The organism is Neobacillus sp. BF23-41 (genome assembly GCF_041106275.1).
In genome coordinates this window covers 31,684-57,232 of record NZ_JBGBPR010000026.1, presented here as the reverse complement: position 1 = coordinate 57,232, position 25,549 = coordinate 31,684, and the positions used below count along the sequence as shown (strand labels likewise).

Sequence of the window (25,549 nt, the reverse complement as noted above, 5' to 3'; positions counted from 1 at the left end):
GTTCAATACAGAGATCATCTTCTTGAAACTGCCTAGGTCTTTTTTAAAAATGTCCTTTACAACGGGTACACTTTACAACGTAACCCGATTTTCTTTTCCTTTACCTGTGCCATTTCTATTTGTTTTTCAGCTTCCATTCTTCCCACCGTACCCTCTCCTTTTTTAAAATAAATGTAGAAAAGCAGCAAAAAAATAGATAATCATTTTAATAGTCTTTCATATAATTAGTCGTTCTTGCTTTTTTCCACCAGCTGATCCCATATTGGGTCAAAGCGGCGAAGGTAATTTTCTGAACCTAACTGTTCTAAATCTTGGCGGCGTTTTTCATCGGCTTCCTGTTCCTTTTTACCAATTTCGAGATAGGTTAATGCATCCTCTTTTGGGACTACTAACAAGCCATCGTTGCTTCCGACAATAATATCGCCGGGGTTAATAACACAACCGGAAATGGATACTGGCACATTTACATCGCCATCAAGACTGTAAACTTTGGTGGTTAAAGGGGAAACAGCGTAAGAAAAAACCTTAAATTGGAGATCAATAATCATCCTGGTATCTGTAACCGGTCCGTTAATGATACAAGCAATCGCACCTTTTTCCATAGCAAGTTTAGTTGTGATTTCTCCCCAACAAGCAAAACGTTCTTCTTCGTTCATATCAATAACAACCACATCACCAGGTTTCACAAAATCTAATGCCTTATTGACTAATAAACCATCATTGGGAGGTATCCTTACGGTGACTGCAGGTCCTGCAAAGGTATTGTCAATTGGAAATAAGGGCTTAATTTTTCTTGTACTGATTAATTGAAAATTGAGACTGTGTCCATAATCACTTGGAGAAATCGCTTCCAATTCTTTAATAACTTGTGGATCTGGTCTTTGAATTTCAGAAATAATCTTCATTAGGTTATTTCTACCCCTCTCTTCTATTGTATACAAATACAAATACATTATATATGCGAGAAAGATCAATTGTAAATACTATTTAGAAAATTAAATTTCTTACAATCCATTCTTAAATACATGTTCAAAACCACTTGTTTATCCAGAAAGCGCAAAAAACATTCGGTATATGATTAAATCCACATTCAGAAAAAATGTCGATATCTGTCTTCTTTGAAGTGATTATGTAATTTAAATATGCTAGAAGAATTCTGAATTCTTTGTTAAATTAGAGCTATCTAGTAAAACAGGGGGAGATGAAGTGAAAATAGTATTAATAGTAACTGGTATTATTTTGGCTGTTTTAATAGGAGTAAAATACGAAGGTTTTAAACCAGTCGACAATGGAGCCGAATCTGGAAAAAAACAAGAGAAGGTAGAAGCGAAAGCTGTTCAAGATACGGTCAATAAGGAGAAAAAGAAAGTAGACAAGCAACAGACAGCCAAAATTGGCGGAGTTCAATATGATATTGGGATTGATGACAGCAGTTCACAAGATGCGGTGATCGAAGTGATGCACAAGATGACACATCAAAAAGTGAAAGCGAAAGAAAAATGGGGAGCCATTCCAATGATTCCCGATACAATTAATCAAGTTTATGACATTGTGGAGAACAGTGAGTTCGAACAAAAGGATGATTTGCTAGCCATTTTAGATAAATGGAAAAAAGGCACTTTTTCTGCAGTAGATGATGACCACAACTATTTCTGGACATACCAAGGCGGGACGATCGGTAAAGCTTATGGAATTATGAGCAAATCAGAAGAAGAAACGTTCATCCTGAATAACTTCGAAGAAGATATTGTACGTGAAGTAAGCTCCCAGCACTAATGGGAGCTGCAATATTCAGCTCAAACTTCATTCTGTTATTTCTATTTCTATTAAAACCTATCAATCTTCGACAAAATCAGGGGAGTGAGTGGCACGGAAATTTAGATTCTTACTATTAAGCTAGTGCTTCTACATTCGCCCATAAAATGGTTAAATTCGCTCATTAAAGCCCAAAATTCGCCCATTGAACTCGAAGATTCGCTCATAAAACTCAAAAATTCGCCCATTGAAGGGTCAAGTCGTTTAATTAATCATAAATGCGCAACATTTGAAGTGTAATTTTACACAAAATATCAATTTAATGAGCTCCTCCAAGAGTAATCCTCTCAAACTTCAGATCCTTATTACGTAATTATTGCTTCTTATTTCATATTTTTTGAGTCTTACTACATATTTTCCGACTCTTATTACAAATATATAGGCACTTACCACATATTTCCAGGATCTTATTACATATTTTTCGAAACTTACGACATTTGCTGGATAATAATTGGAAATCCTCTCAAACTTCAGATTAATACAACACAATTATGGGTTCTTACTTTGCAACTTCGGAGATTCATTGGCTGATAAAATGCTAGTTTCGCTGATAAAGGTGGGATTTCCGCTGATAAAAGTCGGTTTTCCGCTGATAAAATGGTCCAGTTCGCTGATATCCTTCAATAATTCGCTGATAAGCTGCTCATTGTGCTAATTTTCCCCCTCCAGGCTCCCTCCTCCTCCTAAAAGTTAGCTTTATTTGTGCAAATTTGGCTTTTATTTGCGGTTCTTCTACGAAATCTTGAAAACTCTATTAAAATGCCCTTGGAGACGCTATCCTCTCCAGGGCATTTTTCAATTTAATTAAAAATTCCCCCTCACTCCCCTGTCCTTTTACGGACTTTTTTCTATATAAAAGGTGAAAGGTGCCGGATTCATGATGGACATGAACCCAGCCTCTTTTTATAACAAGTGGAAGGAGGAGAGAAAAGTGGAGCAGTTGATTCCAATTATCAGCCAGGTGGGGTTCCCCATCGTTGTGACGCTCTATTTGCTTTACCGAATTGAAGCAAAGCTTGATTTGGTCGTCCAATCGATACAGACACTTCCTGAGCGGATGAGGGAGCGAACATAAAAGGAGAAACCACCTAGCCTCTATTATCAAGTAGATCCAAGGTGGTTTTTTATGTTAATTGAAAATATTATCGTCATTAAATGTTGCTTATTATTTTTGATTTAAAATATCTACAATAAGGAAATTTGTTATTGGAAATAATGAGGGAAAAGGCCGACTATAAAGTGTCAAGCTCGCTATCAAAAATAAAAGCTTTTAATGAACGTACTCCCGGGTTAAAACGTAAAAAGCTAAATTATGTATCTTATGACCATATAAACAACCTCACCCTTTACGGGCCTGAGGGTTGTTTATATGGTCATTTTTATATTATTATTTTACGTTTCTCGTAAGATAGGAAGAGTGCAACAACGGAAGGAGCCACCAGATTTAATGATTTCTGTGATATCTACTTCAATAACTTGAAAGCCTCGGTTACGAAGCTGCTTGTTTACCTTCTCGTTGACCGGCAGACTTAATACCCGTTTGTTCCCGATACTCAATACATTTGTACCTAATTGAAATTGTTCTTCTTCCGAAACTTCAATTAACTCATAGCGTGAAGCAAAAAGATCGATGTCTTTTTTCGTTAAGGCTTTTGGGTAAATAAGGGCCACATCAGGAGAAACGACATTAAATATACAATCCAGATGCAGGTATTTTGCTTTAAAATGGATGGGAATGACATTGAATTGATTCAAAAGACGCTGTAATTGATCAGCAGCTTTTTGGTCCGTTCGATTGCTGAGCCCCACGTAAATTCTTTCCCGATCAATCACAACATCTCCGCCCTCAATTAGTTCCTCGGCTAAATTATAATAAGAGATTTCTTCATCCTCCAGCCATTGTTTTAAAACGTTTTCCTCCCCTGCGCGAACATCTGTTGCCATATTAGCAACAAAGATTGTTTGCCCTAGAGTAAAACCAATATCCCGGGTAAAGACCTGTTCGGGATATTTTTTATGATAAGGCAATAAAATAACTTCGATGCCATTCTCCTTTAGCGTTTTGACAAATTTACTGTGCTGCTCAAGCGCGCGTTCAATATGGATACCTTCATTCTTAAAATGCTCTTGCGTTTCATTAATTACTTCGCGAATCGTCATATATTGAGGCTGACAAAGGATTACTCGTTTTAATACATCGTATTCACTCATGCAAAAAGTCTTGTTGTTTGTCTTTGGGATTTCTGCCATTTTGCTGCCCTCCTGCGTTCTCTTTTTAAATTAGGTTTTCCTAATCTATCGTTAATATTTACAAACAGAGACAATAGGAAATCTCTTTGCATCATAGGGTCTTTAATGAGGGAATTTCCTCTTTTTACAAATGGGGATGAATCATTAATAAGAATACTATTTCCGATACGGGGAAATTGATACGATACAAATTCAATTGAATAATCAAGTTGTAGAACGCTTCACAACAAAAGGAGAAGCGAATAAATAGCCAATCTATACTAAAAAATACAGCCGTTCGACGAAATTCCATATAGGCTATACTAATCAAACGTTTAGTTAAAACAGCTATAAGTACTGATTTATAAGAACCTTCCCTGCCATGCAAGAAGGAAAATTGTCGATAACTGAAAGTGTATTCCGCAGGAAATAACCCACCTTTCCACAAAATCAGATAGGTTTCTATTAAACTTACATAATTCTATTAATTGCCTGTCTTTTCCCTACTACACAAACGTTTAATTAATAGTGGCCTTAGCACGCACCACTCCTGGCTTTATCCCTTCAAACACCTAAAAAGTTTGTCGAGTGATGTCTTCACCAATCCTAGTTTTAGCCAACAGCACTTTAAAAATTTCTTCTTCCTCCCCTGTCCTTTTTACCGACTTTTTTCTATATAGAAGGTGAAAGGTGGTGAGAGACAATGGCACTAGCGTTATTAGAAGTAACGAAGCTTCGCATCGTATTTGAAGCGGGCATGGATGACGAGGGAAATCCCATCCTCAAAGCGAAAACGTTTAGCAATGTCACCAAGGCAGCTACTGCGGATCAATTATCGCAAGCGGCACTAGCAGTTGCAGTTCTATGCAATGATACGCTAAACAAAGTGGAGCGGAATGATATCATCGCAATTGTAGGTTAATAGTCTAAAGTGAAACGGAATGACAGCTCCGCGATTCTAGGTTAATAGTCTAGTAAAAAACGAAGGGATAGGAGGTGAAAGAAATGGCAAAAACATTGGAATTGCAATTTGCCACGGAGTTCGGAAAGACAGCAAGCCTTTCCATTGATAACCCCAAAGAGCCGATTGATGAAGAAGTCGTAAAATTATCGATGGCGCAGATTATTGCATCTGAAGTTTTCACAACTAGCAGCGGGAAGTTTGTTGCTGCAAAAGGAGCAAGAGTGATCGAACGCAATGTGACAGATTACGTGATTGCCTAATAAAAGTGAGAGGCCGGATTCATTATGAACCCAGCCTCTTTTTATAAACAATGGAAGGAGGAGAGAAAAGTGGAGCAGTTGATTCCAATCATCAGCCAGGTGGGATTCCCCATCGTTGTGACTCTTTATTTGCTTTACCGAATTGAAGCAAAGCTTGATTTGGTCGTCCAGTCGATACAGACACTTCCTGAGCGGATGAGGGAGCGAATATAAAAAAGAGAAACCACCTAGCCTCTACTATTAAGTAGATCCAAGGTGGTTTCTTGTTTTTATTCTTTCACTTTATCCAGAATTCCTTAACCGCTCTTTTTCCCTTTTAACTTTATATACAACTACACCAATGATCAATATCACGACTACTCCTACAATCATCGACGGGTTCTTTTTGATTTGAATCGCTTCTTTTTAATGGTAGGCAAGTCTCGATTCGTCCCCACGGTCTTGCCTGGATGACCTTCCCCCATCAGCTGATGAGACAATCCTTGTTGAACAAATTTATAGAGCTTTTCGGATTAATCGCGGTGAACCGTACCATAAGTAACGACGAAATTTTTACTTGAATTTATATTAGATAAGCATAATTATTATATTTTTTGCTTATAAGGTTTTAAAATTTTAAAAAACTCAGAAATATATTGACAATTATTTAATAGATTGATAAAGTTTAAAAAAATATTTCTTATCCAGAGAGGCGGAGGGACTGGCCCTATGAAACCTCAGCAGCAGGTCTAATAAGACACTGTGCTAATTCCATCGGGTGTGAAGCCTTGATAGATAAGAGCTACGTTATTATTTGTCAGTAACGCACTCATTTATCTGAGTGCGTTTTTTGTTTTTTCTGGATGTAGGAAAAAGGAGACTAGGATGGAGAAGAAAAGCAAGCAAAAATTTCAAAGAAAAATGCAAACACGGCATTTAGTTATGCTATCGCTCGGCGGAGTGATTGGAACAGGATTATTCTTAAGTTCGGGTTACACGATTCAACAAGCTGGCCCGTTTGGGACCATTCTGTCCTATCTGATTGGTGCACTAGTGGTTTATCTCGTCATGCTATGTTTAGGAGAGCTTTCCGTACATATGCCTGAAACTGGTGCCTTTCACAGTTATGCGACTAAATATATTGGACCAGGGACTGGGTATACAGTTGCTTGGTTGTACTGGCTAACTTGGACTGTTGCTTTAGGTTCTGAATTTACGGCTGCAGGATTATTAATGCAGCGATGGTTTCCATCCATTAATGTCTGGAATTGGAGTTTGCTGTTTGCTATTTTGGTTTTTGTCTTAAATATACTGACGGTTAAGTTTTTCGCTGAATCTGAATTCTGGTTTGCGTCTATAAAGGTAATAGCGATTGTTCTGTTTATTGTTGTAGGAGCAGCGGCAATGGTAGGTTTTCTTCCGATGACCCATTCCCAATCGGCACCGTTCTTCTCTAATTTTACAAGTGCAGGTTTATTTCCTAATGGTGCTTTTGCGATTGTCATGACAATGCTTGCGGTTAACTTTGCCTTTTCAGGAACGGAATTAATAGGAATTGCAGCGGGGGAAACAGCAAATCCGGAAAAAACGATACCAAAGGCCATTCGTACTACATTGTGGAGATTGATTATCTTTTTTGTAGGAACGATTGTTGTATTATCTGCATTAATGCCTACTTCAGATGCAGGAGTATTAGAGAGCCCCTTTGTTGCCGTTCTTGAACAAATTGGCGTACCATATGCAGCGGATATTATGAACTTTGTCATATTAACAGCCATTCTATCTGCTGCAAACTCAGGTCTTTATGCCTCTTCAAGAATGCTTTGGTCACTTGCAGATAAGAATACGATATCACCCATTTTTGCAAAATTAACAAAACAAGGTGTTCCAATATATGCAGTCATTTTTAGCATGTTTGGCGGTGGTTTAGCTTTGTTCTCAAGTATTATTGCACCAGATACAGTGTATATCGTACTTGTATCCATTTCGGGCCTAGCTGTGGTGGTAGTTTGGATGAGTATTAGTGCTTCACAGTTTTTATTTCGCAGACAATATATTAAAGAAGGAAATTCCGTAAAGGACTTGGTTTATCGTACACCATTCTATCCTTTGGTACCAATCGCTTCCTTTATCCTTTGTCTTGCTTCATGTATTGGAATCGCATTTGACCCTACACAACGAATTGCCTTATATTGTGGCATTCCATTTATATTGTTTTGCTATGCAAGTTATTATTTAACCCAAAGATTAAAGAAAAGAGGAGTAGGTTATGTCCAACAAAATCAACCCTATTAAGGCTATTTTATCCGAACATTCCATTATGCTACTGGACGGAGCGTTAGCCACAGAGCTTGAGTCGCATGGGTGTAATTTGGACGATCCCCTCTGGTCTGCACGTGTATTACTAGAAAATCCAGAATTGATTTATCAGGTTCATTCTGACTATTTTCGTGCTGGAGCGGACTGTGCCATAACGTCAAGCTATCAAGCAACCATTGACGGTTTTTCCAAGCGTGGTATCCAAGAGAAAGAAGCTTTAGAACTAATTAAGAAAACGGTGTTACTTGCGAGAAAAGCAAGAGATGATTTTTGGCAGGAAAATTCACAAACCAATAGACCTAAGCCATTGGTTGCCGCATCCGTTGGCCCTTATGGTGCTTACCTAGCCGATGGTTCAGAGTATGTGGGAAACTACGGTGTTACAGATGAAACATTAATAGACTTTCATCGCACAAGAATGTCAGCGTTGATTGAAGCAGGTGCTGATCTATTAGCATTTGAAACGATTCCTTCCCTGCAGGAAGCGAAGGTATTAGCTTCATTGTTGAAGGAATTTCCAGATACATATGCCTGGCTATCCTTTTCTTTGAAAAATGAGAATGCGATAAGTGACAATACGCCGCTGGCAGAGTGTGCGAGAGTGTTTGGTGACAACGAACAAATTGTTGCCATTGGTCTCAATTGTGCACCAGTGACAATCGTGACGGAAGCTATCAACGAGTTGCGAACAAACACCAAAAAACCGATTATTGTTTATCCGAACTCTGGTGAAACCTATAATCCAGAAACTAAAACATGGCATGGTCAAGAATTATGTAATGGGCTCGACTTTAAATCTGAAGAATGGTACTTTGCAGGGGCACGACTAATAGGAGGATGCTGCAGAACAGCACCTCATCATATTGAAGAGATTTCAAAAAAGTGGCGAACTTCTTAATTGTTTAGATCGTTACGGAGAACCGTATCATAAGTAAATGAGGTTTATTTCTAATAATAAATTAACCGGAAAATTCTATCGATTTTTTTTGGCAATTAACAAATGTACTTTATGGAAGTAACTCAGACGTTACCAAAGAAATAAAAAGGCTGCCAGATTAAAAGCTGACGGCCTTTTACTGAGTGTCCTCTAGTAAGCCTAGTTAACAGAATAAATATAGGTGGTTATCAAAAGGAGAAAATTGTATTTGGTCAGGGGTTCCAATCCGCTTAATGAGAAAAGATACAACGAATTTCCAATTATAATCCAGCAAATGTCGTAAGTTTCGTAAATTATGTAATAAGTGTCCGGTTTTATATCGTAAGTTCCAAAATACTTTAATTATTCGCTGATAAGTTACTAGGTTTTATCTACCTTCATTGTTGTAATTAGCAATTGAACTGTAATGATTAACATTAAAATCAAAATTACAGCGCTCATATAGTATTGAAAATTAGGTTTATATCCATATTTACTGAATAGAAAAAAAGATAAGATAAACAAAAAAGATAAAAACAGCTCAAAAATTAATGTAATAATAAAAAATAGTACATAAGGAATAACAATCTCTTTGTGAGAAACGTGTTTTAAAGTTAATCCCTCCCAGCATAAGTCTGCTAATTTATTTATTTTCCTCATTGGTACCACTCCTATTAATCCCAACTCAAATCAATTGCGTCAATTAAAGAATATATAAATATGACCAATTATTTCCTTATTATTGAAAAAATAAACTATTATTTTTCATTTATTGTATTTGCGTTGGTTTTATGGTGTACCTCTAATTTAAAAATAGGTATTAATAATGAACTTTAAGCATAACAAAAAGGCTTCGCGGGGAGCGAAACCTTTTTTGTTAACAGCGTTCATATTATTCTAATCTTGATGTAAATTAAATATTCTAGCCTACTTTACTTTCTTCTATGGCATGCTGCCAACTTGGGTAGTAATACAAAGCACTCCGCATTAAATCAGGATAAAGTTGTTTTACCTCTTTTTTACGTAGAGAATTACCTTGGTTCTGTAACTTCTGGATCTGAGTAATGACTTCCTTTGATGTGAATGGAACATCCATTTTTCATTCCTCCCTTTCCAAGTTATCTTTACTATTTTCCCCTTTGGCTAACAATCTAAAACCCGAAAACAAAACTTTGCACCAAAAACTCCTTTTGTGTTCAAAAATATTGCTTTTTTTAGTGAGTTCAAGGAATCCTTATATTTCTTATTTTGCTTCATTCATGTGTACTTTCAGTGAAGAAAATATGAAAAAATTATGAAATGTTATCGTTATGCAGAATGTATTGGGGCAAAAATATCGAAAGTTATTAAAAGGGGATTGGAAATACTATTGTAATATAAACGCCACGGACGTAAAGGATTTAACATCTCCCTGTTCTTTGTTTCAGAAAAATCCATGTTACGATTATAAAAACTTAGCAACCAAAGAACATGGAGGGTAAAAGAATGCTTAAAAGAATTATATCAATAATAGCAGTTGCTGTACTCTCAGTAACTGTAAGTGCTAATGTACAAGCTGCAACAGTAACAGTACAAAAAGGGGATACCCTTTGGAATCTATCACGCGCAAATAATACATCTTTAGAAAATATACAAAAGTTGAATCATCTTACGACGGACCTTATTCACCCTGGCGATGTACTAACCATTGCACCGGAAAAACATTATGCTGTTAAACAAGGTGACACACTATGGGATATATCCCTTGATTATCAGGTAACTGTTTCGCAACTTAAAGAATGGAACCAATTAACTACTGATCTCATCCATCCTGGATTAAATCTATTAATCTATGAAGGTTTAAATACGACTAATACTACGGTAACAGAAAAACAAACGAAGCCTGCTGCACCTACAGCATCAGCAAAACCTGCAGCGCAAGCACCAAAGGAAAGTGAACAAGCGGTAGAAGCTGCATCAACTAGTAATACAAGTTCAAAGGAATTTACAGTGAAAGCTACAGCCTATACTGCTTCGTGTGAGGGATGTTCCGGTACTACGGCAACTGGAATTAACCTTAAAGCAGACCCAAATGCAAAGGTCATCGCAGTTGACCCGGCTGTTATTCCGCTTGGCAGTAAAGTTTATGTAGAAGGCTATGGTGAAGCAATCGCTGGGGATACTGGTGGAGCCATTAAAGGCAATCGAATTGATGTCTTTATTCCTTCTGAACAAGATGCAATCAATTTTGGAGTAAAACAATTAAAGGTAACAATATTAAACTAACATGCCAAAAACCAGACAATCCTGAGGATATCTATTTACGTAAAAAACACTGCAACTCCCTTTATTTATCAAGGGGTTGCAGTGTTTTTTAAATTACCTTTATTGATTATCGCTTCATGTCTATGCTCGGCGCATATATGCACGTACTGTGATAGGTGCAAAAATCAATACAATGACAGCAGCCCCAATGAGGGAGATGCCGAAATCTGTACCAATGGTTCCAGAATTGGCAAGCTCTCTGACAGCTGTCACAAGATGCGAAACTGGGTTGAACTTCACGAACCACTGAAGCCAATTAGGCATTGTCTCAACTGGAACAAAAGCATTAGAAAGAAAAGTAAGTGGGAACAGCACAAGCATCGATATTCCTTGTACGCTTGAAGCCGTACGTGCAATCACACCGAAAAAGGCGAAAATCCAGCTAATTGCCCAAGAGCACACAATCACAAGTAGCCCAGCGATTGCGACATAACCTAGACCTCCATCAGGTCTATACCCCATAATATATCCCATAACAAAAGTAAGCACAGTGGCAATGGTATACCGAATGTTATCTGCCAATAATGCTCCTGCTAACGGAGCAATACGCGCAATCGGCAATGACTTAAATCGATCAAATACGCCTTTATCCATGTCCTCACGCAGTTGGACGCCAGTGACAATTGAGGTTGAAATCACAGTTTGAACGAGGATACCGGGAATAATGACTGGTAAATAGTCCTGGACGTTCCCAGAGATAGCCCCGCCAAAAATGTAAGTAAACATCAGAGTGAAAATGATTGGCTGTAGTGTAACGTCAAACAATTGTTCTGGTGTGCGCCGAATTTTCAACAAACCTCGATAGGCCATTGTAAACGAGTTACGTACTGTTTGACCGAGGCTCGTGTTATTTTTTAATTGGCGATTAGAAACCGACTCCATCGTATTGTTTTTCATATGCCTACCTCCCCTTCTACCGATTCGCCAGGCAATTTTGATGTATCCTCTACACCATGACCAGTAAGGTTCAAAAAAACTTCATCAAGTGTTGGTTTTTGCACACTCAACTCAGCCAATTGGATTCCTGACTCGCGGAAGGCTATAAGTAAGTCAGTCACTGTGTTAGCATCCGCCATTGGTGCAATAATCTTCCCACCTTCGGACGTCACATTTGACTGAACTTTGAGGACCCGTTCAACCGTTTGACGGGCGTTCTCCATATCTTTTGTATTTTTTATTCTCAATTGTAACGATGAGTTCCCAACTGACGCTTTCAATTCATCCACAGTTCCCTCTGCAACAACTTTGCCACGATCGATAACCGCTATCCTATCAGCTAGTTCATCTGCCTCTTGTAAGTATTGCGTTGTTAACAATACCGTGGACCCCATCTTTACCAATCGGCGGATGGTCTCCCACATTTGATTACGTGTTCGTGGATCTAGTCCAGTTGTCGGCTCATCCAAGAAGATAAGCGGTGGCTGTGTAATGAGACTTGCCGCTAAATCTAATCTTCGACGCATACCACCGGAGAAATTTTTCAAAGGACGTTTTGCAGCTTCTGTTAAACCAAATTCCTCTAACAATTCGTTTGCCTTACGCTTTGACTCTGCACGTCCTAGTCCTAACAGTCGAGAAAAGATGACCAAATTCTCCGTAGCACTAAGCGACTCGTCTACCGATGCGTACTGGCCAGTCACTCCAATTAGTTGACGTACAATCTGTGCTTCTTTCACTACATCGTGTCCAAAGATTCTTGCTGAACCCTCGTCTGATCGTAAAAGCGTCGCCAGCATTCTGATTGTGGTAGTTTTCCCTGCTCCATTGGGACCAAGCACACCGTAGATCGTACCTGCACGTACGTTCAAATCTACCCCATCAACAGCACGGTTGTCGCCAAACGTTTTAACAAGTCCATGCGCTTCAACAGCCAAATCTCCATTTTCCGGAAATGTTATTTTTCTATTTACATATTTCATTTCATTTCCTCCTCATATAACTGCATATATAAAGAGAGTAGCAAACATTTGTGAATTAAAAATGAACTATTGACTTTGTACAAGAAATTGTGGCTTTTCTTTTTATAAAAGCATTTAAATGAAAAATGACCTTTTCCCCTATTGAGAAAAGATCATCCATTTTTCTTTTTAATGCCCTGCCATTATTACGGCATTCGCGTCTTTTGTTTCATCATCTGGTCCATGTTCCGGCTGTTGTTTTGGTCTACTAAGGATTATTCCTAAAAGTGCCCCAGCTAATGCAATCCCTGCAGCTAGAAGGAATGTGTCACCATAGGCAGCAACGGATGCTTCAATTGGGTTAGCTGTTTCGGTCATATGAGCAGTGATTCTTGACGTCAGGAACCCAGTCATACCTGCTACCGCAAATGAAACCATTACTTGTTGAGCCGCTGTCGTTAATGGTGTGACACGATTAACAAGATGTCTTGGAGCGGCTTGAAGAACATGGGTATTAATTGCCATCATGGATAAACCCATTCCTGCTCCCATCATTACTAAACATGTAATGATAAATCCAGTAGTTGTATCCATAGAAATTCGTGAAAGCATAAATAGCGCTACAGTAATAATAGACAAGCCTGTTATGGCTAAAGGACGAGCACCTATTTTATCAAATAAACGCCCTCCGATTGGCATCATAACACCTGATGCTAGAGCTTGTGGAAGTAGAATTAAACCAGTATCTAAAGCACCGTAACCTCTAACTGTTTGTAAAAATAACGGGACAATAATCATAACCCCAAATAAGGCAATTTGGGAAATCCATGCAATCACAATCCCTTTTCTAAAGTCAGATGATCCAAAAACTCTCAGCTCTAATAAAGGCTGCTTTTGACGAAGTTCGACAAAAATGAAAATAATGAGAGCAGCTCCACCTACAATTAATCCGGTAAGAGTTTCCGTTGAAGACCAGCTTTTGCCCCCTTCACTCACTCCATAGGCGAGCATTGCGAATGCAATCGGTGCTAATATAATTCCTAAAAAATCAAGCGATGGAACTGTCTTACGTTCAACATTCGGCAAAAATTTCATTCCAACCAAAAGTGCAATAATACCAATTGGCAAATTAATAAGGAAAATCCAGTGCCAAGTAACGTATTCTACAAGATATCCTGCTAAAACAGGCCCTAGTGCAGGTGCTAATAGCATAGGAACCCCAAGTGTTCCCATTACGGCCCCCATTTTATCCGGAGGAGCCAGTCGGAAAATCATGGCCATTCCTATTGGGGCAACCATTCCTCCGCCCAGCCCTTGAATAACCCGATAGAGGATGAGCTGTTCAGGGTTTTGTGCTACAGAACATAGAACGGATCCAAGCGTAAACAAGGAGATCGTAATTAAAAATATCTTTTTTGCCCCAAATCGGTCCGTCATCCAACCAGCTAAAGGAATGACAGCTGATAATGCAAGCGTATAACCTGTAATGGACCATTGCATGGTCGATAAATCAGATTTAAAATCTTCCACTATTCCAGGAAGAGCAACATTCATCGCCGTACTATCAAGAATTACCATTATCATTCCAACAATGACAGCTAGTAATGGCCCTATGATGTTTTAATGGAAAATGTTTCATTGCTATTTTCTGTTTTTGCTGGCATACGAAATTTATCTCCTTTTCTAAAATTGCAGTCTTCACGAAGTTTATCATGTTAATGACAGGATTTCCTCTTATATGATCAACTAAACAGGATTCCTTGGATGGTGCATTTATCATGCCCGAACATGTAAAAAAAAAGAGGGGTGTCTCGAAATTTTGAGACACCCCCTGTAAAGATAAAAAAACTATTAAATGTTTAGTTCTTTCAAAATATCTGCTAGTGCTTTTCCTTTATAAATCTGTTTCGCTTTTGGAGTTTTTTGTGTATCAGGGTTTTGTTTCAAGTAGTTTTTAATGACAAATTGCATATCCTTTTCATCTACAACTCCATCAAAATTGATATCTGCTGCACGGTTATCTGTTCCCCGAGCTTCTTGAATTGCAATAGCATCCATAATATCAATTACATTATCGTTATTTACGTCTCCAACCATTACTAGTGCGTATAAAATATATGACATACGACCAACAGATTCACCATTAAAAAGATCAGTTAAGTCATTGACTGTTACATGACGGTCAAAATGCCCTGGTATAGTTACAGTTAAATCGTATGTTTCACCAGTGGTTGGTAGATTCTTAATGAAGTAACGAGCACTTCTATTAAACTCACCAGTATAAATCTTTCCATTTTTTGCAACTGCTTTAATAGTCATACCAGCCTTAGTAAAATAAAACGCCAATTTTAATTATTCCCAAAATTCAAAATAAAATCAATCATTACCGACGGAATTCTCGGCGGGTTCTTTTTTACACGTGTTTTCAAGTATTTCACCGTTTTTCACATAAATTCGACAAAATTCTTCGGTGTTTTGTAATGAAAATAACCCGCCTTCAATTTTCAGATGATTCCGTACAATGAATTCACATAGAGTGTTTTTCAATGGAGAATTTATATAATATCTGTTATCCCAAAGGGTTAGATATAAAATATACAAAAAACCATGAAACTAGCCATTTAGGTTAATAAAAAAATGGGAAAGGAGTTTCAGCTCCTTTCCCATTTTAATAAACCTTTACCGTTCTTGTTGCACTAATTAAACCTTTTGAATCCTTTGCCGTTACAAATAATTGGGTTCCAGCTTTTTGTTTTGGAATGGTTACTTTAAAGTTCCCATAGATATTTGCTTTCGATGTATAAACTTTGGTGCCGATTTTTACTGCGACAACTGCATACTTTTCGGTTTTTCCGGTAGCGGAGGTTGAGTAATATCTTACAGAATTCACAACCGGTATATTCGGTGCGACTCGATTAACCGTTAAGGATCGTGCATTACTAACCTTACCAGCTACGGTTGAAGTTACTTTGATTGAAGTCCCGCTGATTTGAATCGGGATGGCCACTTTAAAATTGCCAACACTGTCTGCTTTAGTGCCGTAAGACTTTGTGCCAATAAAAATTGATACAACAGCATACTTTTCAGTTTTTCCTGTAACCGTTGCCGCTTTATTGTTGACTACGTTAACAACCGGGACATTCGGAGCAACCCTAGTAACCTGCATTTTCTTCGGTAAGCTGATGTTTCCTGCTGCATCCTTCGCCGTGATGCTCAATTCCACGCCGCTGTTTTGAGTAGGTATCTTGACTGTAAACTTTCCATAAGAGTCAGTAATGCCGCTATATGATAACGTCCCTGCTTTCACGATAACCGTGGCTGCTTTTTCGGTTACCCCTGTTACTGTGGTCGATTTGTTTGTTACCGTATTAACCACTGGAACATTTGGAGCAATTCTTGTAACTGCCACCTTTTTGGACTGACTTTGGTTCTGTGCGAAATCGGTTGAAGTAACGGAAATCGCCGTTCCACTAATTTGAACCGGGATTATTATTTTAAAAATCCCATTCAGATCAGCAGTGTCGCGGTAAGTTTTACTACCTATAACGGCGTTAACAATTGCTCCAGCTTCCGTTTTCCCCGTGATTTCGGCTGCTTTATTGGTAACCGGATTAACTGATGGTTCAGACGGTGGAGTTTTATCGATTACCGTTGTAGTAACGATTGGACTCACATTATTTGCAGCATCGCTTGCAGTCACGTTTAAAACTGTACCTGCTTTTTGCAATGCTATCGGTATTGCAAAACTACCATCATTATTCGCGTAGCCATCAGCGACAAAGACCTCACCTTTCGTAATAGTAATCTTTGCACCTGCTTCCGAGTTGCCGATGACTTCCTTCGATGCATCTGTTACTGGAAAAACAAATGAAAGGTTTAACCTTGGCGCCGTAACATCCTTCACTGTAAATTGAACAGATTCACTCCTATTTTGGACTAGGTCTTCTGCAAAAACTTCAATCAAAGTACCAGCTGCTTGTGGCTGAAAATCAATTGAAAACGCACCATCTCCAGCATAGGTCGAGCCAATGACCGTTTCTCCAGCTACAACTTTAATAATCGACCCTTTTTCCGAAACACCACTAATGTTGGTTGTTTGGTCTGTTATTTCATTGGTTAAGAGCTGAGGTACTGCTGGCGGCGTTCGATCTACCACCGTAACAATCGAAGCATCGCTAATTTTTCTGGACGCATCTGTTGCAATTACAAGAACTTGTGTATCTGCCTTTAATTTTTCAATCGCTATTGAAAAATTACCATTTTCATCTGCTTCATCCATACCAAGAGATTCACTAGCGACCATTGCCTCAACGGTGGATAATGGCTCCGCTGTGCCTGTGATTTCCACTGCGGTATCAGTCACTTCATTTACGACAGGGGCTTCTGGTGGTGTTTCATCCAAAACAGTCACTGTGGTGATTGGGCTGGTTCTGTTGAAGCTATCTCTTGCCTTAATTGTTAATTCCGTTCCGCCCCTTTGAAGTTCAATTGGAATCTGGAAGCTTCCATCCTGAAGCGAATACCTCTCGCCAATCTTCTCATCAGCATGGTAAATTTCTACAAGGCTGTCCGCATCGGTCATGCCACTTATAGATTGATCCCGATCGCTTACATTTACGACAAACGGTGCTTCCAAATTTCCTAAAGGGTAGCTGTTATCAAACGGTTTATAAGAAACCGTACTAATGTCTAACTTGTCACGATAGTCGGCAATCCCTTGGTTAATCCGTTTAGTATCTGTCACGCCCCAATAATTATTTTTTCCATCAAAAAGGATCCCTTTATATCCAGAGATGTCCACCTTCAGTCGAGGGTAACCGAAGAAATTGTTTTCGTTAATAAAAATGTTAGCATTTCCACCGTCAGGTTCTCTACTGGTCAGCTTTATATCTGGAGTATGATAGTCTAGTGGATTGATGAAAGTGTTATTTTTAATAATAATTTTCCCAGGTCCATTGTTAACATTTAGCGTTGCTTTTTGGGTAAAAAAGTTATGTTCAATGATTGAATCCAAAATCGACGACGAAAGGGAGATGGAACCATTTCGATACTGGTTATGACGAAGGGTAACATTATTCTTAATTGTGGTAATCAGAAAGCCGCCATTGTATTTTGATTGATGAAAATGGTCCGCATATTCAATTTGAATCGTGCTGTTATTAAAAGCACTGCCCTGTACATAGATATCCTGTAATATGATCCGCTCCTGTTCCGTGCCAACAGCGATCAATTTGCCATTAACCGAAATCGGCGAGCCATTTTGCCCGATCAGCTCAACCCCAGGCTCTAACGTCAGTGTTACCCCAGAACTGATCACGATGGGACCTGTTTGAACATAAGGCGAGCCCTCTTTCGTTAAAACTCGATCTTCGCTGATAACCCCACTAACAACCGAAGGAACCGTGTCGACTTGTTTCTCGATATAAGCCGATGAAACGTATCCAACGTACTGTCCATCGAGTGTTTTCACTGGAAACCAGACAAATTGATTTTGACTGATTTCAGACTCATCAAATTCAAATGTACCTTCAATGAGTAAGGGTGTATTGATTGGCAAGACCTTTTCAATATCCGGTGACCCTGGTTTTGTTCGTAAATTAACGCCATCCTTAGTTGTCAGTACTCGGTCCCCTGCTTTTAATTCGATCGTTGTCTCATGAACACCCTGTACGATATATTCGGGTTTTAGGAATTCAATGGCCTTATCAATTGCTCTGTCGTATTTGAAATCCTTCACGTCAAATGGATACCTTGCTAAGACTGTATCGTCCAAGTAACTTCCTTTTTCGATTTTTCCGAAAACTAATTCTTGATAGGCTTCATGATTAATTGCTCCCGTTTCTTGGTATAGAGGGCTATTCACTGGCACGACCCCATTGTACGCCATGACAGGAAAATACCAATTTTCAATGATGTCTCGTCCTGCTCCTTTGATGTTCGGAAGCGTAGTCCAACTGGCCTTGCTATTGAGAATACGTACGCCAGTTTCGATATTGTAAAGAATATCATTCTTTAAGCGTTCTTCCTCTTCCTTTCCCTCTGGTAATGTTGTATCTGTGATTTGCATAATCCCAATTCCCTTGTCATTCGAGATGTATGGCTTACCATCGACGAATTGTCTCCAGTCGGATTCTTTTGTGGCAATCCCTTTTACGACTTCAGGCGGAATATCCGCTTGGATTGCAGCGTTTGTCAACAAACAATTGATATGTTGGTAAGTTGGGTTTTCATTTGGTTTAATGGCACCATATTTTGCACAATTCAATGACCAATCTGTTTCCGATTCTGCTGCCGCTTTCCCATGAAACAAACTGACCATACATGCCGTTAGTAACACTGATTTTACTAAAAAAGATTTCATGACTCCATTTTCCCCAATCTATTTATTTATGTAGTTATCAATCTATTTAACCTACTTGTCGGTATCTTAGCAATACAACCATTCACTCTACCATAATCATTATCATTTCAGATAACACTTTCATTCTACCATTTTCCACCAATCAGCACTCTACATATTCGACAAATGACGATAGATTCCTTCCTAATTAAACGTTTGATTGAAAGTGCCACAAACCCTTTTGAAAAAAGAACCTTAGCCTCGATTCAAGAGATTTTCTTGTCGAAGAAAAGCTCTGCTTTCTTCTCAAATACTACAAAGCTAGCCAATAAAAATGGCTTTCTACAATTATCTACGGGTTCTTCCAAGTTGGCATGTTAATCAAACGATTGTGTAAAAATGGGATAAATCCCGTTGTTTAAAGCTTTCCCCCTTGATTCAGGTAAAATAATTGTCGGTGACCGACTAGATTTTAATAGATTATTCCTCCAAATTAGCAATCCGGGGAGTGACAGGCCACAGGATTATTTAATCCGAATGTCAAAAAAGTGAAACCTAATTTTCAAAAAGATGTAAAGTAATTATGGGATAATGACTACTTCAAGAGTTTGTTTAAAAAGGTCGGAACTCCTTCTTTTTCTGTTTAATCCTTTCAGAAACTAAAGAAGCGTCCATATTCTAATAGATACATATGAAAATCGTGTAAATTAATTATTATTCAGCCTAGGTGGTGTGAAGTTTGGTACGGACGAGAAAGAAAAGAAAAAGAGTAAGATGGGGTAGAGTCTGTAACGCCCTTCTTCTCATAGGTATCTTTATGGTTGGTCTTGTTAATGTATTTCAGTACATAGAAGGTAGTATAAAAGTGCTGAACCAACCACTTAAAAAAGTGGAAGCAAAACATTCTTTTCAAGGGGAGAAAAATAAAATAGATGAAGTAAATGTTCTATTATTAGGAAGTGACTCCCGCGGAGAAATACAAGCTCGAACTGATACGATCATGATTGCACATTATGATCAACACACTCATAAGGTGAAACTTATTTCCCTAATGCGTGATATGTATGTCTCTATACCTGAACATAAACCACAAAAATTAAACTCAGCTTATACATATGGAGGTCCAAAATTACTGAAGGAAACCATTAAAGAAAATTTCGGGCTAGATATTCATTATTATGCGATAGTCGACTTTAAAGGATTCGAAAAAGCTGTCGATCTCCTCGTTCCAAATGGAATTGAAGTAGACGTACCATATGATATGTCTTCTGGCATAGGAATGAAGTTAGAAAAAGGAAAGCAACAACTGCATGGTAAAGAGCTGTTAGGATATGTCCGTTTTCGTCATGATCGTTTAAGTGACTTCGGACGGGTACAAAGACAGCAAGAAGTGATCTCAAAATTAAAAGAAAAAGCTGTAAGTCCACATATTGTGGTGAAACTTCCTGAGCTATTAGGTCTTCTAAAAACATACATCGATACAAATATTGATACTTACACACTTTTGACGATTGGAAAAGACATTTTGACTAAGAAAAGTGGAGACATAGAAACAATTCGAATCCCTGAAGATGGCAGTTTTCAAAATAAACGTCATGAAGAGATTGGTGAAGTATTAGAAGTGGACTTTCATCAAAATAAAGAGGCTCTTAAAAAATTTTTAGGAGGAGAATAAAATAATAGTCATTGGTCAAAGTGAAGGATCAAAAGTAAATAAATTATTCTAGTCTCGGATCTTAAGAAAGGCCCGAGAAAAAGAACATAATTTTTTCTGACAAACTAGCTCCTACTTGCTTAAGATTTACGTGAATTGATGAAAGCGTTTAAGGGATAATACTTATAACCATAATATTGAAACCATGCTGGAGTAACAGCATGGTTTTTTGTGCTGCCAAAGGGGCGGCTCTCATGGTATTTAATTTGGTTAGTGACGACCACAAGAACCGTCCCATGGTCACAAATTTAATAAAAAATGAGGCAAATATATAGCCAGTCTATACTCAAAAATACTGCCATTCGACTAAATACCAAATTGGTTATACTAATCAAACGTTTGGTTGAAACAGCTGCAAGTACTGATCTATATGGGTTTCTCAGCTATGGTAGAAGGAAATTTGTCGAGAACCGGAAGTAAATTCCGCAGGAAATAATCCAACTTTCCACAAAATCGGATAGGTTTCTATTAAACTTACAAAATTCTATAAATTGCCCGTCTTTTCCCTACTACACAAACGATTAATTAATTAATAATAGCCTCAGCACGCACCACTACTGACTTTATCCCATCAAACACCTAAAAAGTTAGTCGAGTGATGTCTTCAATTATGACTCTTTTAATAAGGAACCCCAGTAGCTGCCATCCATAGGGACGGTTCTCATGGTTTTTAATGAGGTTAGTGACGACCACCAGAACCGTCCTCTTGGTCTCCTTGGTCTCATTTCTTCATAAAATTAAAAATCACAAAATTAGATGAATAAAAACGCCGAATTAATAATATTGATTCACTAATTAATTATTTTAATGTTTTTGTTAATAAAATTAAGTTTCCTTATTTACTATATAAATTTCTTGATTTATAATCAAATAAAAGAAAGGAATTCATTATGGCCTATCAAGTAATTACAAATTGTCCCGTCTGCAGCAAAACATTGAAGATTACGAAGTTGCATTGCTCTCATTGTCACACGACGATTGAAAATGAATTTGAATTATCCAAGCTGGCGTCATTATCAAAGGATCAGCTTCATTTTGTGGAAGTATTTTTAACATGCAGAGGGAATATCAAAGAAGTTGAAAAGGAAATGGGGATTTCGTATCCAACGGTTCGAGGCAAGCTAACAGACATCATTTCATCCCTTGGATATGAGCAGAAGAAGAAAAATGAAGTAGACGAGAAAAAGGTTGTCGCCATGTTGGAAAATGGCGAAATCACTCCTGAAGAAGCCATTAAGCTCTTAAAAGACGAATAGGGAGGAATTTACCATGAGAGAGGAAATTGCAAAAGTATTAACAATGGTCCAAGAAGGAAAAATTGATGCAGATAAGGGATCAGAACTTATCCAAGTATTAAAAGAGAAAGAAGAAGCAGGAAGTAAGCTAGTAGAAAAACCGACTAAATATTTAGATAAAACATTAAAAGTTCGTGTGGTATCAGCTGAAAATGATAACGTCACGGTCAATTTGCCCATAAAACTTATCCAGGTAGTATTAAAGGCTGGGCACAGCATCGCAGCGAGTATTCCTCAAGCAGAAAAATATGTAAAGGATCTAGACATAAACCTGATTATTGAAGCAATGGAAAACGAATTGGATGGCCAAATTGTTGATGTTAAATCGGCAAACGGAGATACCGTTTCTGTCATCATTGAATAGTGAGTTGCTTATGCTGCATTTAAAAGTGAAAGCAAAAGACTTTCGGCTCACCATCCCCATTCCATATGCCATTTTAAACATGGGTATATCAATTTTGTCTTCAAAATTGCTTCATCACCATGCAAACAAATGGACAAAAGAGCACTTCGAAAGAAAAAAACTAGACTTTACCATTCCACTGATAGACAAAGAAACGCTAAAGCCAATCTTAAAGGAACTGAAAAATCATAAAGGGATCGTGCTGGTAGATGTCAAAGCTAAAGACGGTACTGAAGTGAAGGTTAGACTATAATGTTTTATAGATTACACCGGTCACTGACCGGCTTTTTTATTTCACTCATGCATAGAGCATACGGAAAAAACTCGAAAAGTTTTAAATCCCCCATTACAGCTTTAACCAAATCACAATCGAATCCTTTGAAAAATTAGCGATATTATGAACCGTTCCCAGTGGTCTCCAATAAGCCGTGAGAACCGTTCCCCATGGTCTTCCTTACAAATTGATTGCACCGTATATGAGTGCAGCAAATACTATTAATCCGGGGTGCACCTTCACTTTTTCCATTAATAGATAACTGCCTATTCCTAAGAATAGAACGTGACCTATCCCGATTTGAAAGTAAGAATCATAGAATGATTGAAATGCCATCACTCCTAGAAGCACCGCAATAGTCGGTTTGACGTAAAGCGTCATGCGCTTGACTTGTGGAGACATCCTATACTTATACAGAAGACCCATTAGCGTAAGCATGAGGATCAGAGACGGAGCGACTGTCGCCAATATTGCCAACCCCGAACCAATGTAGCCACCTACATGATATCCGATGTAGCCTCCCATCTTTGTGGCAATCGGACCCGGCAGGGCATTCCCCATCGCTAATGCTTCATTAAATTCTTGTGTCGTGACCCAATGATAGTGGTCTACTACTTCTTTTTGAATGAGAGGGATGGTTGCTGGGCCTCCGCCATACCCTAAAATATTCGTAAGGAAAAAGGCCCAAAAGATATGCAAATAAATCATCATATGGATAATCCCTTCTGCTTGTTCCTTTTCACAGATGTATTAGTAGGTTTTACAAAAGCAATGACTAAAAGAGCTCCTATCACAAAGCCGGGGTGAATGCCGAAGAATTCGATCAGGACTAAGGCGACAAGGATGTGCAAGGTGGTAAAAAACCACTTGAGCCCTTTAACAGAACTCTGGACGAATTCCCACGTTAAGACTGTAAGCATCACTGCTACTACCGGTACAACTGCCTTTGTCATCCCTTGAACCCATTTCAAATCTTTGAACTGAATTAAGGTACTAAGTAATATAATCATTAAGATGATCGTAGGGAGAATGGTAGCAAAGACAGCGTTGAGCATTCCAGGTACGCCGCCAATGCGAAATCCGATATAACCTGCCATCTTGGTGGCAATCGGACCTGGCAATGTATTTGCAATGGCCAACACATCCCCGCCATATCCAAGCATACTGCTGCGAAAAAATGCGATAAAAATGTCTCGTTGTTTCATAGATTCAATCCTTTACTGTGGATTACCAACTGGCAATGGTCCCATCTGTCCTTGATTCTGTGCCCCCCGTCAGTACGCCTGTTTCCGGATTTCGCCAAATAATTTGACCGCGGCCAAACGAACCTGAGTCCACCGCAATTTCAATGTCATGTCCTTTTCGTCCTAATTCTTCTGCAATATGGAATGGGAATGATTTTTCTACCTCGACTGTTTTTCCATTCTTCCATTGCCATCTTGGTGCATCTAAAGCTGCTTGCGGATTTAAGTGAAAATCGATGGTATTCATAATGACTTGAACATGCCCTTGCGGCTGCATGTACCCTCCCATGACACCGAATGGTCCAACAGGTTGGTCGTCCTTCGTTAAAAATCCTGGAATGATCGTATGGTACGTTTTCTTACCACCCTTAAGGCAATTGTAATGAGTAGGGTCAAGGCTGAAATCATGTCCTCGGTTTTGCATGGCAATTCCTGTTCCTGGTACCACAATCCCAGAACCAAAGCCCATGTAATTACTTTGGATAAACGATACCATGTTGCCCTCGCCGTCAGCTGTTGCCAGGTATACGGTTCCTCCGCGCGGCGGTACACCTGGAGGAGGCGTGCCTGCTTCATTTCCAATCAGCGCTTGACGCTGCCGGCCATACGAAGTACTTAATAGCTCTTCTGCCGTTACACCCATATGCTTAGGGTCTGTAATGTATTGCTTGCCGCAACTAAAAGCAAGCTTCATGGCCTCGATTTGTTTGTGGTACGTATCTGTTGCTTCTTTTGCGGTAAAATCAAATCCTTTGAGGATGTTCAGAGCCATTAGAGCAACAATACCTTGCCCGTTTGGCGGGATTTCCCAAACATCATAGCCGCGATAGTTTACCTTAATCGGATCAACCCACTCAGGTTGAAAGGCCGCCAAATCATCTTTGGTTAAATAGCCTCCGTGAACTTCAGAAGCTGCGGCGATTTTTTCTGCAATGGCCCCTTTGTAAAAACTTTCTCCGCTTGTTCTTGCGATTTGTTCTAGTGTGTCAGCGTGGTCAAGAGACGACCACATTTCTCCGACTTCAGGTGCTCGTCCCTTTGGTGCAAAGGTCTCAAACCAAGCTTCGAACTCGGCCCCTGTACAATTTTGTTTGTATTGTTCGAATGCCCTTTTCCAAAAGCGGCCGAGCGTAGGAGAAACAGGAAAGCCGTTTGCCGCATAGTCAATCGCTGGCTTCATCACTTCTAGCAGCGGCAGGCGGCCAAAACGTTTTGATAATTCTACCCAAGCTGCCGGAGCACCTGGGACCGTAACCGGTACCCAGCCGTACTTTGGCATCTTTTCGTGTCCATCTTCTTTTACCTTCTCGATGGAGATATTCATTGGTGCTGGACCGCTTGAATTGAGTCCGTGTAACTGTCCTTTTGTCCAAACAAGCGCAAAAGCGTCCCCGCCAATTCCGTTCGAGGTAGGCTCTACTACTGTCAAACAAGCAGCTGTCGCAATGGCAGCATCAATCGCATTTCCGCCTTTTTTCAAAATATCTAACCCTGCCTGTGCAGCCAAAGGCTGAGACGTAGCAACCATCCCATTCTTGGCATATACGACATTTCGTTGTGATGTATAAGGATAATGCAAAGCATCAAAATTCATG

General features: G+C 38.9%; 23 protein-coding genes, 1 pseudogene and 1 riboswitch. Of the genes and pseudogenes, 13 read left to right on the top strand and 11 right to left on the bottom strand.

The genetic code is table 11. The annotated features are described in order from the left end of the window. Window positions 1-224: 224 nt before the first annotated feature. Window positions 225-905 carry an RraA family protein gene (locus AB7942_RS25415; RefSeq protein ID WP_369449011.1) on the bottom strand — a complete coding sequence of 227 codons (681 nt, stop codon included), beginning with the start codon at window positions 903-905 and terminating at the stop codon, window positions 225-227. Window positions 906-1,206: 301 nt separating this feature from the next. Between AB7942_RS25415 and AB7942_RS25410 the strand changes: the two genes are divergently transcribed. Both AB7942_RS25410 and AB7942_RS25405 read left to right on the top strand, forming a co-directional pair. Further along, complete coding sequence (locus AB7942_RS25410) at window positions 1,207-1,776, top strand: DUF6241 domain-containing protein (RefSeq protein ID WP_369449010.1); 570 nt, start codon at window positions 1,207-1,209, stop codon at window positions 1,774-1,776. Window positions 1,777-2,746: 970 nt separating this feature from the next. Continuing rightward, window positions 2,747-2,890 carry a YvrJ family protein gene (locus AB7942_RS25405; protein WP_066248207.1) on the top strand — a complete coding sequence of 48 codons (144 nt, stop codon included), beginning with the start codon at window positions 2,747-2,749 and terminating at the stop codon, window positions 2,888-2,890. Window positions 2,891-3,207: 317 nt separating this feature from the next. Here AB7942_RS25405 and AB7942_RS25400 read toward each other — a convergent pair whose 3' ends face one another. After that, window positions 3,208-4,065 (bottom strand): dimethylarginine dimethylaminohydrolase family protein, encoded by an 858-nt coding sequence (locus tag AB7942_RS25400; protein WP_369449009.1) that lies wholly within the window; start codon window positions 4,063-4,065, stop codon window positions 3,208-3,210. 682 nt (window positions 4,066-4,747) lie between these two features. On the opposite strand from AB7942_RS25400, the gene AB7942_RS25395 reads away from it, so the two are divergent. The 6 genes and pseudogenes from AB7942_RS25395 (at window position 4,748) to mmuM (ending at window position 8,464) form a co-directional block, all read left to right on the top strand. Continuing rightward, window positions 4,748-4,966: a DUF1659 domain-containing protein gene (locus AB7942_RS25395; RefSeq protein WP_369449008.1), complete on the top strand. Its 219-nt coding sequence runs from the start codon at window positions 4,748-4,750 to the stop codon at window positions 4,964-4,966. 83 nt (window positions 4,967-5,049) lie between these two features. Further along, window positions 5,050-5,268 carry a DUF2922 domain-containing protein gene (locus tag AB7942_RS25390; RefSeq protein ID WP_369449007.1) on the top strand — a complete coding sequence of 73 codons (219 nt, stop codon included), beginning with the start codon at window positions 5,050-5,052 and terminating at the stop codon, window positions 5,266-5,268. Between the two features lie 69 nt (window positions 5,269-5,337). Continuing rightward, a complete protein-coding gene (locus tag AB7942_RS25385) occupies window positions 5,338-5,481 on the top strand; it encodes a YvrJ family protein (RefSeq protein ID WP_088090000.1) in 144 nt (47 codons plus the stop codon). A 236-nt stretch (window positions 5,482-5,717) separates the two neighbouring features. After that, window positions 5,718-5,809, top strand: a pseudogene (locus AB7942_RS25380) (23S rRNA (pseudouridine(1915)-N(3))-methyltransferase RlmH); the annotation flags it as partial. A 135-nt stretch (window positions 5,810-5,944) separates the two neighbouring features. After that, window positions 5,945-6,049: riboswitch (SAM riboswitch) on the top strand. 83 nt (window positions 6,050-6,132) lie between these two features. Next, window positions 6,133-7,542, top strand: coding sequence for an S-methylmethionine permease (gene mmuP / locus AB7942_RS25375; protein ID WP_369449006.1), 1,410 nt, complete (start codon window positions 6,133-6,135; stop codon window positions 7,540-7,542). After that, the gene (gene mmuM, locus AB7942_RS25370) at window positions 7,517-8,464 is read left to right on the top strand and encodes a homocysteine S-methyltransferase (protein WP_369449005.1); all 948 of its coding nucleotides are present in this window, start codon (window positions 7,517-7,519) and stop codon (window positions 8,462-8,464) included. Before mmuP ends, mmuM begins: the two co-directional genes overlap by 26 nt. A gap of 940 nt (window positions 8,465-9,404) precedes the next feature. Here mmuM and AB7942_RS25365 read toward each other — a convergent pair. Next, complete coding sequence (locus AB7942_RS25365; protein WP_214713086.1) at window positions 9,405-9,578, bottom strand: hypothetical protein; 174 nt, start codon at window positions 9,576-9,578, stop codon at window positions 9,405-9,407. A gap of 389 nt (window positions 9,579-9,967) precedes the next feature. Between AB7942_RS25365 and AB7942_RS25360 the strand changes: the two genes are divergently transcribed. Then, complete coding sequence (locus tag AB7942_RS25360; protein WP_369449004.1) at window positions 9,968-10,747, top strand: LysM peptidoglycan-binding and 3D domain-containing protein; 780 nt, start codon at window positions 9,968-9,970, stop codon at window positions 10,745-10,747. 120 nt (window positions 10,748-10,867) lie between these two features. Here the strand turns inward: AB7942_RS25360 and AB7942_RS25355 are convergent, their stop codons facing one another. The 5 genes from AB7942_RS25355 to AB7942_RS25335 form a co-directional block, all read right to left on the bottom strand. Next, window positions 10,868-11,683: an ABC transporter permease gene (locus tag AB7942_RS25355; RefSeq protein WP_369449003.1), complete on the bottom strand. Its 816-nt coding sequence runs from the start codon at window positions 11,681-11,683 to the stop codon at window positions 10,868-10,870. Next, window positions 11,680-12,705, bottom strand: a complete 1,026-nt coding sequence (locus tag AB7942_RS25350; RefSeq protein WP_098932533.1) for an ATP-binding cassette domain-containing protein — start codon at window positions 12,703-12,705, stop codon at window positions 11,680-11,682. The genes AB7942_RS25355 and AB7942_RS25350 overlap by 4 nt, the downstream gene beginning before the upstream one ends. A gap of 168 nt (window positions 12,706-12,873) precedes the next feature. After that, on the bottom strand, window positions 12,874-14,262 hold the full coding sequence (locus tag AB7942_RS25345) for a DHA2 family efflux MFS transporter permease subunit (protein WP_369449002.1): 1,389 nt from the start codon (window positions 14,260-14,262) through the stop codon (window positions 12,874-12,876). 273 nt (window positions 14,263-14,535) lie between these two features. Continuing rightward, window positions 14,536-15,030: a dockerin type I domain-containing protein gene (locus tag AB7942_RS25340; protein ID WP_369449001.1), complete on the bottom strand. Its 495-nt coding sequence runs from the start codon at window positions 15,028-15,030 to the stop codon at window positions 14,536-14,538. Window positions 15,031-15,352: 322 nt separating this feature from the next. Next, on the bottom strand, window positions 15,353-19,045 hold the full coding sequence (locus tag AB7942_RS25335; RefSeq protein WP_369449000.1) for an Ig-like domain-containing protein: 3,693 nt from the start codon (window positions 19,043-19,045) through the stop codon (window positions 15,353-15,355). A gap of 718 nt (window positions 19,046-19,763) precedes the next feature. On the opposite strand from AB7942_RS25335, the gene AB7942_RS25330 reads away from it, so the two are divergent. The 4 genes from AB7942_RS25330 (at window position 19,764) to AB7942_RS25315 (ending at window position 22,689) form a co-directional block, all read left to right on the top strand. Further along, window positions 19,764-20,699 carry an LCP family protein gene (locus tag AB7942_RS25330; protein WP_369448999.1) on the top strand — a complete coding sequence of 312 codons (936 nt, stop codon included), beginning with the start codon at window positions 19,764-19,766 and terminating at the stop codon, window positions 20,697-20,699. Between the two features lie 929 nt (window positions 20,700-21,628). Beyond that, window positions 21,629-21,994, top strand: coding sequence for a DUF2089 domain-containing protein (locus AB7942_RS25325; RefSeq protein WP_088090012.1), 366 nt, complete (start codon window positions 21,629-21,631; stop codon window positions 21,992-21,994). Between the two features lie 13 nt (window positions 21,995-22,007). Then, on the top strand, window positions 22,008-22,397 hold the full coding sequence (locus AB7942_RS25320; RefSeq protein ID WP_335398060.1) for an SHOCT-like domain-containing protein: 390 nt from the start codon (window positions 22,008-22,010) through the stop codon (window positions 22,395-22,397). Between the two features lie 10 nt (window positions 22,398-22,407). Then, window positions 22,408-22,689: a hypothetical protein gene (locus AB7942_RS25315; RefSeq protein WP_088090606.1), complete on the top strand. Its 282-nt coding sequence runs from the start codon at window positions 22,408-22,410 to the stop codon at window positions 22,687-22,689. A 201-nt stretch (window positions 22,690-22,890) separates the two neighbouring features. Here AB7942_RS25315 and AB7942_RS25310 read toward each other — a convergent pair whose 3' ends face one another. From AB7942_RS25310 to ggt, 3 genes are read right to left on the bottom strand one after another with little or no spacing between them, the layout of a single operon-like run. Then, a complete protein-coding gene (locus AB7942_RS25310) occupies window positions 22,891-23,418 on the bottom strand; it encodes a chromate transporter (protein WP_369449013.1) in 528 nt (175 codons plus the stop codon). Continuing rightward, the gene (locus AB7942_RS25305) at window positions 23,418-23,915 is read right to left on the bottom strand and encodes a chromate transporter (protein ID WP_369448998.1); all 498 of its coding nucleotides are present in this window, start codon (window positions 23,913-23,915) and stop codon (window positions 23,418-23,420) included. Before AB7942_RS25305 ends, AB7942_RS25310 begins: the two co-directional genes overlap by 1 nt. A gap of 22 nt (window positions 23,916-23,937) precedes the next feature. Further along, window positions 23,938-25,548 carry a gamma-glutamyltransferase gene (ggt, locus tag AB7942_RS25300; RefSeq protein ID WP_369448997.1) on the bottom strand — a complete coding sequence of 537 codons (1,611 nt, stop codon included), beginning with the start codon at window positions 25,546-25,548 and terminating at the stop codon, window positions 23,938-23,940. Between the last annotated feature and the right edge of the window lies 1 nt (window position 25,549).